10 protein-coding genes and 1 pseudogene are annotated in these 12,654 nt (G+C 71.4%); 7 read left to right on the top strand and 4 right to left on the bottom strand.

All coding sequences use genetic code 11. The features are described from left to right. A pseudogene (locus ACGF0J_RS09850) lies at positions 1-422 on the bottom strand (hypothetical protein); the annotation flags it as partial. A 235-nt stretch (positions 423-657) separates the two neighbouring features. Further along, entirely contained in the window at positions 658-1,059 is a 402-nt protein-coding gene (locus tag ACGF0J_RS09855; protein WP_393143929.1) for a DUF5318 family protein, read from the bottom strand. A gap of 133 nt (positions 1,060-1,192) precedes the next feature. On the opposite strand from ACGF0J_RS09855, the gene ACGF0J_RS09860 reads away from it, so the two are divergent. Both ACGF0J_RS09860 and ACGF0J_RS09865 read left to right on the top strand, forming a co-directional pair. After that, positions 1,193-1,777 (top strand): helix-turn-helix transcriptional regulator, encoded by a 585-nt coding sequence (locus ACGF0J_RS09860; protein ID WP_393143931.1) that lies wholly within the window; start codon positions 1,193-1,195, stop codon positions 1,775-1,777. A 13-nt stretch (positions 1,778-1,790) separates the two neighbouring features. Further along, a complete protein-coding gene (locus tag ACGF0J_RS09865; RefSeq protein ID WP_393143933.1) occupies positions 1,791-2,870 on the top strand; it encodes an inositol-3-phosphate synthase in 1,080 nt (359 codons plus the stop codon). 56 nt (positions 2,871-2,926) lie between these two features. On the opposite strand, the gene idi is transcribed toward ACGF0J_RS09865, so the two are convergent. Next, a complete protein-coding gene (gene idi, locus ACGF0J_RS09870; protein WP_393143935.1) occupies positions 2,927-3,517 on the bottom strand; it encodes an isopentenyl-diphosphate Delta-isomerase in 591 nt (196 codons plus the stop codon). Between the two features lie 174 nt (positions 3,518-3,691). Here idi and ACGF0J_RS09875 point away from each other — a divergent pair, with 174 nt between their 5' ends. Beyond that, positions 3,692-4,975, top strand: a complete 1,284-nt coding sequence (locus ACGF0J_RS09875; RefSeq protein WP_393143937.1) for an MFS transporter — start codon at positions 3,692-3,694, stop codon at positions 4,973-4,975. An 87-nt stretch (positions 4,976-5,062) separates the two neighbouring features. Here ACGF0J_RS09875 and ACGF0J_RS09880 read toward each other — a convergent pair whose 3' ends face one another. After that, a complete protein-coding gene (locus ACGF0J_RS09880; RefSeq protein ID WP_393143939.1) occupies positions 5,063-6,466 on the bottom strand; it encodes a CCA tRNA nucleotidyltransferase in 1,404 nt (467 codons plus the stop codon). Between the two features lie 146 nt (positions 6,467-6,612). Here ACGF0J_RS09880 and ACGF0J_RS09885 point away from each other — a divergent pair, with 146 nt between their 5' ends. From ACGF0J_RS09885 to ACGF0J_RS09900, 4 genes are all read left to right on the top strand, one after another. Next, positions 6,613-7,134, top strand: a complete 522-nt coding sequence (locus tag ACGF0J_RS09885) for an aminoacyl-tRNA deacylase (protein ID WP_393143941.1) — start codon at positions 6,613-6,615, stop codon at positions 7,132-7,134. 47 nt (positions 7,135-7,181) lie between these two features. Next, entirely contained in the window at positions 7,182-9,362 is a 2,181-nt protein-coding gene (locus ACGF0J_RS09890; RefSeq protein ID WP_393143943.1) for a DUF6049 family protein, read from the top strand. Next, on the top strand, positions 9,359-10,972 hold the full coding sequence (murJ, locus tag ACGF0J_RS09895) for a murein biosynthesis integral membrane protein MurJ (RefSeq protein WP_393143945.1): 1,614 nt from the start codon (positions 9,359-9,361) through the stop codon (positions 10,970-10,972). The genes ACGF0J_RS09890 and murJ overlap by 4 nt, the downstream gene beginning before the upstream one ends. 159 nt (positions 10,973-11,131) lie before the next feature. Beyond that, positions 11,132-12,643, top strand: coding sequence for a protein kinase family protein (locus ACGF0J_RS09900; RefSeq protein WP_393143947.1), 1,512 nt, complete (start codon positions 11,132-11,134; stop codon positions 12,641-12,643). Positions 12,644-12,654: the final 11 nt, after the last annotated feature.

Raw genomic sequence — 12,654 nt, forward strand, 5'->3', positions numbered from 1 at the left:
ACCGAGTCCTGGGTCTGGTCCTGCGTGGGCACCGGCATGTTCGCGTAGGCCACGGCGATCATGCCGAAGATGCCCGCCGCGAACACCACGACACCGGCCATGACGAGTTTCCAGCTCGGCAGGAACCGGCGCCACTTCGGCTTGTCGCCGTCGCCGCCGTCCTTGCCACCCCTGCCGCGCGGGCGATCCGGCCCGCCGGGGCCGCCCGGGCCGCCGGGTCCGCCGGGGTCACTGCCCGCTCTGCGTCCGCGAGCCCGGCGCGGCATCTCGCTCACGACGGTCTCCTGGTCACCGCGGGCGCGCGGGTCCTGCTCGCCGCGCCGCCGCTGGGGGCGCTGGCGTCCGGTGGGCGGGGCCGGCGCGGCGGCCGGCGCTGGGGCGGTCGGCGGGGCGGGCTCCGGCTCGTACGCCTGCGCGACCATCGCGCCGGTCTCCTCGTAGGCGGCCTCCGGACGACGCGGCGGGCCGGCCGACGCGCTCCAGCCGTTGTCGGCGGTTTGCGGTGCGTCCCCGTAGGGAACGGAACGGGATGAGCCTGAGCGACGGCGCCTCCCCGGGCGGGCCGTCCCTTCGTTGCTGCTGTAACTCACACGTCCTCGCATCGTCGTCGGATAGCACGGCGGATTGGGCGTGAGACGCCCCGCCGTCCTCGGGTCTTCACACTCGGCCGGCGAGGTCCGGCGGTCCGTTCCCGAGGACGAACGAGACCGTCAGATGGTCGTTGGAGCGACCTTGGCAGACCTCGACGGCGCACACACGGTGCTCGTCGTAATCATGAACCATCTTGACGGGCTCTGACGCGACCTTTGCCGGACCGGCATGGCGGGCTGACCATCGCCCGCGGACATTGACGCCGTCCGGGGCGTTCGCGAGCGCGCGCCTGGGGCATAGGCGTGCGGGCGGCGCGCCGCTGGGGCGCGACGCCCCGGAGACCGCCCCAGGGAGGCGCCCGGAAAGGATGAGCTGTGCGTCACAGACGTCCGCGTGCCGGACACGCGGGCCGCGGGCCGTCGCGATCTTCGCGAGGGCGACGTCCACCACCTTTCTCTGTGACCACATGAGCGCCAGACTACGGCTTTTTGCCCACTGCTCCCAACGACTTGGCGAAGTCGCTGATTGCGGTGATATAGCGAGCCGATGTATCCTCAGGATGTATCAGTCCGATACATCGACGCGAGAGGAGGCGGTTCCGGTGGCCGGCGGGCAGGGCAGAGTGCTGGAGCTGGCCGTGCTCGGGTCGCTGCACGAGACGCCACTTCACGGCTACGAGCTGCGCAAACGACTCAACGCCCTGCTGGGGATGTTCCGGGCGTTCTCGTACGGGTCGCTGTACCCCTGCCTGCGATCACTGCTCGCACAGGGCCTCATCGCCGAGGAACAGCCGGCTCCCACGACGATCGTCGGCGGCCGATCGAAGATCGTCTACAAGCTGACCGCCGAGGGCAAGGAGCGCCTGCAGGAGCTGCTCACCCAGGCCGGGCCGTCCGCATGGGAGGACGAGAGCTTCGGCGTCCACTTCGCGTTCTTCCGGCACACGGAGGCCGAGGTGCGGCTGCGCATCCTCGAAGGCCGCCGCAGCCGGCTGGAGGAGCGGCTCGACAGCGTGCGCACCGCTCTGGCGCGCACCCGGGAGCGCCTCGACAGCTACACGCTCGAACTGCAACGTCACGGCCTCGAATCGGTCGAACGCGAGGTGCGTTGGCTGAACGAGCTGATCGCGACGGAGAGACGGGCCTCGCAAGAGCCCGATGGGAAGACCACGTCAACTGATGAGTAAGGGAGCAAGTGCGATGGGTTCGGTTCGCGTGGCCATTGTCGGTGTCGGCAACTGCGCGGCGTCGCTGGTCCAGGGCGTGCACTACTACAAGGACGCCGACCCGGACGTACGGGTGCCGGGCCTGATGCACGTGCGGTTCGGTGATTACCACGTGGGCGACGTCGAGTTCGTCGCCGCCTTCGACGTGGACGCCAAGAAGGTCGGCCGTGACCTCTCGGAGGCGATCGTCGCCAGCGAGAACAACACCGTCAAGATCACCGATGTGCCGCCCACCGGGGTGACCGTCCAGCGCGGACACACCTTCGACGGTCTGGGCGAGTACTACCGCGAGATCATCGAGGAGTCCGACGAGCAGCCCGTCGACGTCGTCAAGGTGCTGCGCGAGACCGGCGCCGACGTCCTCGTCTCCTACCTGCCGGTGGGCTCGGAGGAGGCCGACCGCTTCTACGCCCAGTGCGCCATCGACGCCAAGGTGGCGTTCGTCAACGCGCTGCCGGTCTTCATCGCCTCCGACCCCGAGTGGGCCGAGAAGTTCACCGAGGCCGGCGTGCCGATCGTCGGCGACGACATCAAGTCGCAGGTCGGCGCCACGATCACGCACCGCGTGCTGGCCAAGCTGTTCGAGGACCGCGGGGTCGAGCTGCTGCGCACCTACCAGCTCAACTTCGGCGGCAACATGGACTTCATGAACATGCTGGAGCGCACCCGCCTCCAGTCGAAGAAGGTCTCCAAGACGCAGTCGGTCACCTCGCAGATCCCGCACGAGATGCGCAAGGCAGACGTGCACATCGGCCCGTCGGACCACGTCCCGTGGCTCGACGACCGCAAGTGGGCCTACGTCCGCCTGGAGGGGCGCTCGTTCGGCGACACGCCGCTCAACCTGGAGTACAAGCTTGAGGTGTGGGACTCGCCCAACTCGGCCGGCATCATCATCGACGCCGTCCGCGCCGCGAAGATCGCCCTCGACCGGGGCATCGGCGGCCCGATCCTCAGCGCGTCGTCCTACTTCATGAAGTCGCCGCCCATCCAGTACTCCGACGACGAGGCGCGCGACTACGTCGAGAAGTTCATCCGCGGCGAGGTGGAGCGCTGACCGGCTGCTGACCGTGACCGGCCCCCTCCCCCGTGGGGGGCCGGCCGGACGTGCCGCTAGGAGGCCGCGCGGGCGGCAGGAGGCAGGTCGGCCTCCCTGGCCGGAGCCCAGTCCATGGGATCGGGGCCCAGCTCCACGAGGAGCGGCACCTGCTTCGCGCACCACGGCGAGATGGCCAGCTCACCGCTGAGGACCCCGTCGGCGAACTCCTTCCACGGCATCCACAGCGTCTCGCCCACCTCCTCCGGGTTGGGCACCGCCGGCTCGTCCACCGTGACCCGGTAGACGGGGCACAGCTCGTGCTCGACGATGCCGTTGCCCATGACCGCGCGGTAGGCGAAGGTCGGCAGGATGAGGTCGGCGGGCGCCGGCGGCAGGCCCAGCTCGTAGGAGAGCCGGCGGCTGACCGCGTGGTCGAGCGGCTCGCCGGGCAGGGGATGGCCGCAGCAGCTGTTGGTGAGCACGCCGGGCCAGGTGACCTTGTGGGCGGCCCGCCTGGTCAGCAGGACCCGCCCGTCGCGGTCGAAGACATAGCTGGAGAACGCCAGGTGGAGCGGAGTCTCCCGACCGTGCACCGAGGCCTTGGGCGCGGTGCCGATCGCGTGGCCGTCATCGTCGACGAGCACCACGAGTTCATCAGACGTCACGCTACGAAGCGTACGTGATCATGTGTGTGTTCCGGACCGCGAACGGCGACCTGAGGCGCCAACCTCTCGCCGGCCGCGCCCCGCACGCGGCCGACATCCTCTCGCGGGCCGCCCCCCGCGCGCTGCCGGCATCGGGCGAGCCGCACCGCGCGGACGCCCGGTTAGGCTGGCTGCGTGTCGTTCGTCGCCGATCTCCGCGTGGTCCTGCGAGGCCGGGACTTCCGCCGGTTGTTCGGCACCCGGCTGGTGTCCCAGTTCTCCGACGGGATCTTCCAGTTCGGGGTGACGGGGTTCGCGTTCTTCAGCCCCGAGAAGCAGACGACCGCCCTGGCGGTGGCCGCCGGGCTGGCCGTGCTGCTGATGCCCTACAGCATCCTGGGGCCGTTCGTCGGGGTGTTCATCGACCGCTGGTCGCGGCGGCAGATCCTGGTGGTCGCGCCGATCGTGCGCGGGGCGTTGCTGCTGGTGGCCGCCGCGCTCGTGGCGGCCGACACGCCCGACGCGTTCTTCTACGCCGCGGCGCTGGGCGTGCTGGCGGTCAACCGGTTCTTCCTGGCCGCGCTCGGCGCGTCGCTGCCGCACGTGGTGCCGGCGGACCGGTTGATGGCGGCCAACGCCGTCGTCCCGACGTCGGGCACCGTCCTGACGTTCGTGGGTGCGGGCGTGGCGATCGGGATGCGCGAGGTGCTCGGCGGCGACGACGCGGGCACGGCGGTGCTGCTGGTCGTCTCCGGCGTGGTGTTCGGGCTGAGCGCGCTGATCGCCCGCACGATGCCACGCTCGCTGCTCGGCCCCTCCGCCGACCCCGACCGGCCGCAGGCGCGCGAGGCGCTGCACAACGTCGTGGTCGGCCTGGCCGACGGCGCCAGGCACCTGGCCGGCCACCGCGTCGCCGCCGCCACGATGGGCGCGATGGCCGCGCACCGGTTCCTGTACGGCATGGCGACGGCCCTCGGCATCATCCTCTACCGCTACTACTTCACCGACGGCGACGCCGACGCGGCGCTGCGCGGGATCAGCGTGGTGGTGGCCACCTCCGGCGTCGGCTACTTCGTCGCGGTGCTGATCACGCCGTGGGCGACCGAACGGTTCACGATCGAGCGGTGGGTGCCGATCGCGCTCGCCTCGGCCGGCGTGCTGACCGGCGTGCTGGTGATGCCGTTCCAGGAGTGGGGGCTGCCCGCGGCCGGCTTCGTGCTGGGCGTCGCCGGGCAGAGCGTGAAGATCTGCGCCGACACCACCGTGCAGCGCGACGTGGAGGACGCCTACCTGGGCCGCGCCTTCTCGATCTACGACATGCTGTTCAACGGCATGTACGTGCTGGCGGCGGCCCTGTCGGCGGCGATCCTGCCGGCCGACGGCAGGTCCTACCTGGCCGTGGCGATCATCGCGGTGGGTTATCCGACGGCGGCGTTGGTCTACCGGATGATCACCAGGCCCCGCGTTCCCTCGGCCTGACCCCGCCGGCATGACGGCGCCGGCCTGACCCCGCCGGCCTGACCCCGCCGACTTGGCGGCGCCCGTCGACCGGGCGCCGGGCGGCCCTCAGGAGGCCGGTACGCCGTTGTCGCGCGCCCAGCCGAGCAGCGCCTCCGTGGCGGCGTCCTTGCCGATGACGCCCTTGTCGAGGCGCAGGTCGAGCAGGAACTTGTACGCCTTGCCGACGATCGGGCCCGGCCCGACGCCGAGGACCCGCTGGATCTCGTTGCCGTCGAGCTCCGGCCGGATCTTGGCCAGCTCCTCCTCATCGGCCAGCCGGGCGATGCGCTGCTCCAACTGGTCGTAGGTGCGCGACAGGGCGGCGGCCTTGCGCTTGTTGCGGGTGGTGCAGTCGGCCCGGGTGAGCTTGTGCAGGCGGCTGAGCAGGTGGCCGGCGTCGCGCACGTAGCGGCGCACCGCGCTGTCGGTCCACTCGCCCGTGCCGTAGCCGTGGAAGCGCAGGTGCAGCTCCACCAGCCGCGACACGTCGGCCACGACGTCCTTGGGGAAGCGCAGCTCCGTCATGCGCTTCTTGGTCATCTGCGCGCCGACCACCTCGTGGTGGTGGAAGGAGACGCGCCCGCCCGGCTCGTGCCGCCGCGTCTTGGGCTTGCCGATGTCGTGCATCAGCGCGGCCCAGCGCAGGACCCGGTCGGCGATGCCGTCCTCCTCCTGGGCGATGGCCTGGTCGAGCACGGTCAGGGTGTGCTCGTAGACGTCCTTGTGCCGGTGGTGCTCGTCGATCTCCAGGCGCAGCTTGGGCAGCTCGGGCAGCACGTGGGCGGCCAGGCCGGTGTCGACGAGCAGGCGCAGGCCCTCGCGCGGGTAGGCGCCGCAGATCAGCTTGTCGAGCTCGTCGCGGATCCGCTCGGCGGAGACGATCTCGATGCGCTCGGCCATCGCGGTCATCGCCTCGACCACGGCAGGGTCCACCGAGAACCCGAGCTGGGAGGCGAACCGGGCGGCGCGCAGCATGCGCAGCGGGTCGTCGCCGAAGGACTGCTCGGGGGTGCCGGGCGTGCGCAGCCGCCGGGCGGCGAGGTCGCGCAGGCCGCCGTAGGGGTCGGCGAACTCGTGGCCGGGCAGGCGCACGGCCATCGCGTTGACCGCGAAGTCGCGCCGCTCCAGATCGGCCTCCAGCGTCTCGCCGTACATCACCTCGGGCTTGCGCGACTTGGGGTCGTACGACTCGCTCCGGTAGGTGGTGATCTCGATCTGCCAGCTCCCCTTGCGCACCCCGACCGTGCCGAAGTCGATGCCTATCGTCCACACCGAGTCGGCCCAGTCGCGGACGAGTTCGAGCACCCGCTCGGGGCGGGCGTCGGTCGTCAGGTCGAGGTCGTTGCCGGCGCGGCCGAGGAGGATGTCGCGCACGGGACCGCCGACGAGGGCGAGCTCGTGGCCGTGGTCGGCGAAGAGCCGGCCGAGCTCGTCGGCCACGGGGGCGATCTTTCGGAACAGGTCAGTCATGGCCCGCTGCTGGTTGTCGGTCAGATTTGAATCGGACAAGCTGGGTAGGTCCTTCGATTCCGGAACATATCCCCCGGGCCATGTGAGGTCCGGGTTACCGTCGGTCAAACAGGACCGTCGGGGGCCAAGGAACGAAGGAGCGTGTTATGAAGGACGCCCTCGCGATCCACCGCTGGCTCCTCGCACACCAGGTCCACCATGAGATCGTACGCCTTCCGCGTCCCATCACAGGCGCGGACGAGCTGCCCGAGGCGATCTCCGCACCCCCCGGCAGGTGCGTGGCCGTGACGGCGTTCGAGGTCGCCACGGCGATGGACGAGCAGGTCGTCGCCGTCGTCTCCACCGTGGCGGCACCGCCGCTGCCCGGGGTCGTCGGAGGGCTGCTGGGCGTGCGCAGGGTACGCCCCGCCTCCGCCTTCACGGTCAACTCCGCCACCGACTACGCCGCCGGGCTGGTCTGCCCGCTCCTGCTGCCCGCCGAGCTCCGCGTCCTGATCGACGACCGCCTCCAGCCCGACATCGAGCCGATCTTCACGGCCACCGGCGAGCGACACACCGCCCTCCGCATCCGTGCCCTCGACCTGCTGTCCGTCCTGCGCGGCAAGACCGTGGACCTGAGGATCCCCCGCGCCGGGGGACCACGCGTGGCGGTCGCGTCGCGGCACTGAACCCGTACCATTGCGGGCGTGCGCCGTACTCCTGCCCGGGCGGACGCGTGATCCGGAAGGCCACGCTGCTCGCCGTTCTGTCCACCGCGTTGCTCGCGCCCATGGTCGCGACGACGCCTGGTGCGGCTGCCGCGACGACCCGTACGAGCACCGCCGCGAGCGCCCGCCAGGGGCTCAGCCTCACGGTGTCGGCCATCACGCCCGAGTGGGCCAAGGGCCAGGCCGATGTGGTGAAGGTCTCGGGCACGATCCGCAACGACACCGGCGCCGAACTGCCACAGCTCACGGTCCGCCTGCGCTACTTCCCGCAGCGCTTCGCCGACCGGGCGGCGCTGGAGACCTATCAGGCCGACCAGACCGACGCGACACTCCCGGGCAGGGTGTCCACCCAGTCGAGCGTGTCCTTCGTGACGCTGGCCGCCGGCGCCTCCATGCCGTGGGAGTTCACCCTCACGCCGGCGCAGCTCCAGCTCGCCTCGTTCGGCGCCTATCCCATCGCGGTCGAGGTCATGCAGCAGGGCTGGCGCCGGCTCGCCGTGCAGCGCACGTTCCTCACCTACGCGCCGCCGACCCAGCCCAAGCTGCCCCGCAACCGGCTCGCCGTCGTCCTGCCGGTCATCGACCAGCCGCACCGCGCCGACGACGGCACCTTCACCGACGACAAGCTGAGCGCCGCACTGGCCGGCAAGGGACGGCTCGCCGACCTGGCGCGCATCGCCGCGACGGCGCCCAAGGCCGTCACCTGGTTCGTCGAGCCGTCGCTGCTCGACGACGTGAACGCCATGGTCAAGGGCTACCGCGTCACCAGCGCCAAGAACGGCGAGGCGAGCAGGCCGGCCAGCGCCGAGGCGTCGCAGTGGCTGGCCGACATGCGCACGGCCCTCGCCGCCTCCCCCGTCGTGGCGACGCCGTACGCCGACCCCGACGTCACCGCCCTCGTCCACCAGGGGCTCGACGCGCTGACCGGCCGGGCGCTGGAGCTCGGCGCCCAGAAGGCGGGTGAGCTGCTCAAGCCCGGCGTGCAGGCGTCCGTCAACTGGCCGGCGAACGGCCTGATCGACGCCGACGCGCTCGACGCGCTCGCCGTCGGCAAGGGCTCCGCCCAGGTGCGCAAGGTCCTGCTCAACTCGACCAACCTGCCGCCCCAGGCGGCCGCCGCCACCACCCCCGCCACCCCCGCCACGCCGGCCACGCCCCCCGCGGTCACCCCCGACGCCGCCACGACGCTCGACACCGTCAACGGCCCCGTCACCGCGCTCGTCGCCGACTCCGGGCTGAGCCGTACGTTCGAGCCCGGCGAGTCGTCCTCGACGGTGCTCGGCAAGCAGCGGTTCATCGCCGAGACCGCGACGATCGCCGCCGAGCCCGGCCAGACGGCGCCGCGCTCGCTCGTGGTGGCGCCGTCCCGGCGCTGGGACCCCAACCCCACCCTCGTCTCCTCCCTGCTCAAGACGGCGGGCACCCTGCCGTGGCTGACGCTCACCCCGCTCGACTCGATCAAGCCCGCCAAGACGCCGACGCCGCGGGCCGGCCTGACCTACACCGACGCCGACCGCAAGGAGGAGCTCGGCGGCAAGTACCTCGGCCCGGTCAAGGCCGCCTGGGAGAAGGCGCAGCTCACCTCGCTCATCACGACCGAGAAGCGGGTCTCGTCCTTCGACTCCGCCGTGCTCCGGCTGGCCTCCTCGGCCTGGCGCAACCAGACCCGGGCCGGGCGCGCGGTGACCAAACTGGTCGACGGCAAGGTGCAGGCCACCATGAACAAGGTGTCGATCACGGGCGCGGACCCCGACCGGCCGCGCACTCTGGCCGGCTCCAACGGCGTGGTCCCCATCAGCGTCAAGAACACCATGCCGGCCCAGGTCACGGTCGACGTCGAGGTCACCTCCAACAACCCGAGGCTGCTGCGGGTGGAGCCCCAACCGTCCGACCGGCTGGTGATCGGCGGCGACGGGCAGAGCGGCACCCTGCAGGTCCCGCTGACGGCCTCGCCGAGCGGCAGCGGCGACGCCACGGTGACCGTGCAGCTCAAGACGTCCGACGGCCGGGCGTACGGCAAGCCCGTCAAGCTGACCATCCGGACCACCGGCTACACCGGGATCGCCCTGGTGATCGTGGGGGCGGCGCTGACGGTGATGCTGGCGGCGGTGGTCACGCGGGTGCTCAGGCGTAGATCGCAGCGACGGCTCGCGCGGGCCGCCAGGACACGGGAAAGTGAGACCGTATGAGCCGCATGCTGCGGGCCAGCGCCGTCATGGCCGCGGGCACCATGGTGTCGAGGGTCACCGGCTTCGTGCGGACCATGGTGCTGGCGTACGCGATCGGCACCTTCGCGCTGGGCGACGCCTACAACGTGGCCTACGCCATCCCCTACAGCATCCTCGACCTGCTCCTGCTCGGCGTGCTCAGCAGCGTCGTGGTGCCGATGATCGTGCGGGCGCAGAAGGAGGACGCCGACGGCGGCCGGGCCTACGAGCAGCGCCTGCTGACGCTCTCCGCGGTGGCGCTGGCCGTCGTCGCCCTGCTCGCGGTGCTCGCCGCCCCGCTGCTCATCGACCTCTACACCACCGGCTGGGAGCCGGGCAGCCGCAAGTACGAGGTCGCGGTGCTGCTGGCCAGGCTGATCCTGCCGCAGCTCGCGTTCTTCGGCGTCGGCGCGGTCGCCGGCGCCATCCTCAACACCCGCGACCGGTTCGCCGCGCCCATGTGGGCTCCGGTGCTCAACAACATCGTGGTCATCGGCGTGCTGCTCGTCTTCGCGATGGTGGCCGGTGAGGTGAACGGCGACGTCTCCCGCGTCACCGACGGCCAGCTCGCTCTGCTCGGCCTCGGCACCACGGCGGGCATCGTGGCCCAGGCGGCCGTCCTGGTCGTCGCGCTGAAGCGGACCGGGTTCGTCTTCACCCCCCGCTTCGACGCGCGCAACGCGCGGCTCGGCGAGATGGGCAGGGCCGGCGTCTGGACGATCGGCTACGTGATCGTCACCCAGCTCGGCTTCATGCTGACCACCAACCTGGCCAGCGCCGCCGGTGACGCGGTGCACGGCCACGGCATCACGCCCTACACGTTCGCCTTCCAGCTCTTCCAGCTCCCGTACGGCGTCATCGGCGTCTCGGTGATCACCGCCATGCTGCCGCGGATGAGCCGGGCCGTCACCGAGCAGCGCTTCGGCGACGTGCGCGGCGAGTTCGGGTCCAGCGTGCGGCTGATCGCGTCCATCATGGTGCCGGTGTCGCTGCTGCTCATGGTGCTCGGGCCGGCGATCACCGTGCCGATCTACGCGCACGGCGTCACCACCGTGCAGGACGCCGTCTACATCGGCAACGTGCTGCAGGTGTACGGCCTGGCGCTGGTGCCGTTCGCGATCTTCCAGTTGCTGCTGCGGGTCTTCTACGCCTTCGGCGACACGCGGACTCCGGTGTACGTCGGAGCGGCCACGACGGCGGTGAACGCGCTGCTCATGTGGATCATGTACCAGTTGCTGCCGTTCGCCTACACCGTGATGGGCCTGGCTTTCGCCTACGCGGTCGCCTATGCTCTCGGCGCTGTGGGCGCCTGGTGGCTGGCGAGCCGCCGCGTCCAGGGGCTCGGCGGCTGGCAGATCGGCTGGGCATTGACCCGGATGTACCTCGCCGCGCTGCCCACGGCCGCGCTGGCGCTGGCCTCGGTCTGGGCGGTACAACTGATCTTCGGCGGGCTCGGGTTCGTCAGCTCGCTGATCGTCCTGGCGGTCGGCGGCGGGCTCGGCATGCTGCTGTACCTGGGTGTCGCCCACCGGATGCGCATCCCGGAGGTCAACTCGATCGTCGGGACGGTTGCCGGACGGGTAGGCCGGTAAAGAACACGGGCGGAACCGGCGCGGCACTAGCATGGTGCCCACACGCGCGAATGGAAGCAGGAGGGGCGTGGGCGGATCCACCCGGCATAGCGTGCCTACGTGGGACACCACCACGCAGGTGAGACGAGTCATGAGCACGCCCACGAGCGGAGTAGGTCAGTGAGCACGTCGGCGGTCGAACCCGGCACCCGTCTCGCCGAGCGCTTCCGGCTCGAGGACCGCGTCGCGGAGTCCGAGGGCGCGACCCTGTGGAAGGCCATCGACGAGATCCTCGCCCGCCCCGTCGCCGTCCTCACCTTCTCCCCCGACTTCCCGCGCGTCCACGAGGTCGTCACGGCCGCCCGGGCCGCCAGCCGGCTCACCGACCCGCGCCTGACGCAGGTGTTCGACGCCGCCGAGGACGACGACCACTCCTACGTGGTCAGCGAGTGGGTCACCGGTGACACCTTCGCCGACCTGATCGCCGCCGGGCCGCTGGAGCCGGAGCGGGCGGCCGGGCTGGTCGCCGAGGCGGCCGAGGCCCTCGCGCACGCCCACGAGGCCAACCTCCACCACCTGTGCCTGCGCCCGTCCCACCTGATCTGGACGACCGGCAACACCGTCAAGGTGCTCGGCGTCGCCGTCGACGCGGCGCTGTCCGGGCTCACCACCGACCAGCCGGCGCTCGACGACGCCGAAGGGCTCGGGCGGCTGCTCTACGCCGGGCTGACCGGCCACTGGCCCGGCGACGAGGAGGAGGACGGCCTGCCCGTCGCCCCCATGGACGACGGGCATTTCTGCACGCCCCGCCAGGTCACCGCCGGGGTGCCGAGCTATCTCGACACGGTCACCGTGCGGGCCTGCCTGCCGGAGTCGCGCCGGGGCCAACCGGCGCTGGCCGGCCCGGCCGACGTCGCCGAGGCGCTGGCGGGCGTGGCCAGGCCCATGCCGATCCCGCTGCCCTACCACTCGACGCCGCCCTCGGTCACGTCGGCGTCACCGTCCGAAGGGCCGGGCACCGACCGGCACACCGCGGTGCGGCAGCACCGCCCCGCCCTGCAGCGCCCGGCCCCCGTCCAGCACGGCGGCACGGTCAACCGGGTGCTGATGACCGTCGTGGTGCTGCTGGTCATCGCCGCGGTGGGCGTGGGCGCGTGGACGATCGGGCGGAGCCTGGGCAGCCCGAGCACACCGGAGGCGCAGACCTCACCGACGGCCGGGTCCGCCACGCCCAAGGCGGCGCCCCAGGCGGTCAAGCCGAAGAAGGCCGCGGCCTTCGACCCTCCGCCCGGCGACAACGAGGAGAACGAAGGCGCCGAGCTGACCCTCGACGGCAAGCCGAGCACGTTGTGGAAGACCGACACCTACTCCAACGCCGAGTTCGGCAACCTCAAGGACGGCGTGGGCCTGCTGCTCGACATGGGCAAGTCCATGCAGATCAGCGACGTGGCGGCGACGCTGTCGAAGGCGCCGGGAGGCACGGTCGAGCTCAGGGTCGGCGACAGGGCCGAGCTGTCGGCATTGAAAACCGTTGCCCGCGCCAAGGACGCTTCTGGCAAGATCACACTGACGCCCGACGAAGCCGCAAGCGGTCAATACGTTTTGATCTGGTTTACGAAACTTCCAGCGGAGTCGGACGGGTACCGTGGCACCATCTATGAAGTAGTGGTGCATTCCCCCGGATCGGCATAATCAGGAACCCC

The organism is Nonomuraea sp. NPDC047897, assembly GCF_043204415.1.
GTDB lineage: Bacteria > Actinomycetota > Actinomycetes > Streptosporangiales > Streptosporangiaceae > Nonomuraea.

What these genes read in the sequence shown, in the direction of transcription:
- ACGF0J_RS09855 (WP_393143929.1), bottom strand. Translation starts at nt 1,059, where the DNA reads ATGTGGTCACAGAGAAAGGTGGTGGACGTCGCCCTCGCGAAGATCGCG.
- ACGF0J_RS09865 (WP_393143933.1), top strand. Translation starts at nt 1,791, where the DNA reads ATGGGTTCGGTTCGCGTGGCCATTGTCGGTGTCGGCAACTGCGCGGCG.
- ACGF0J_RS09880 (WP_393143939.1), bottom strand. Translation starts at nt 6,466, where the DNA reads ATGACTGACCTGTTCCGAAAGATCGCCCCCGTGGCCGACGAGCTCGGC.
- ACGF0J_RS09885 (WP_393143941.1), top strand. Translation starts at nt 6,613, where the DNA reads ATGAAGGACGCCCTCGCGATCCACCGCTGGCTCCTCGCACACCAGGTC.
- murJ (WP_393143945.1), top strand. Translation starts at nt 9,359, where the DNA reads ATGAGCCGCATGCTGCGGGCCAGCGCCGTCATGGCCGCGGGCACCATG.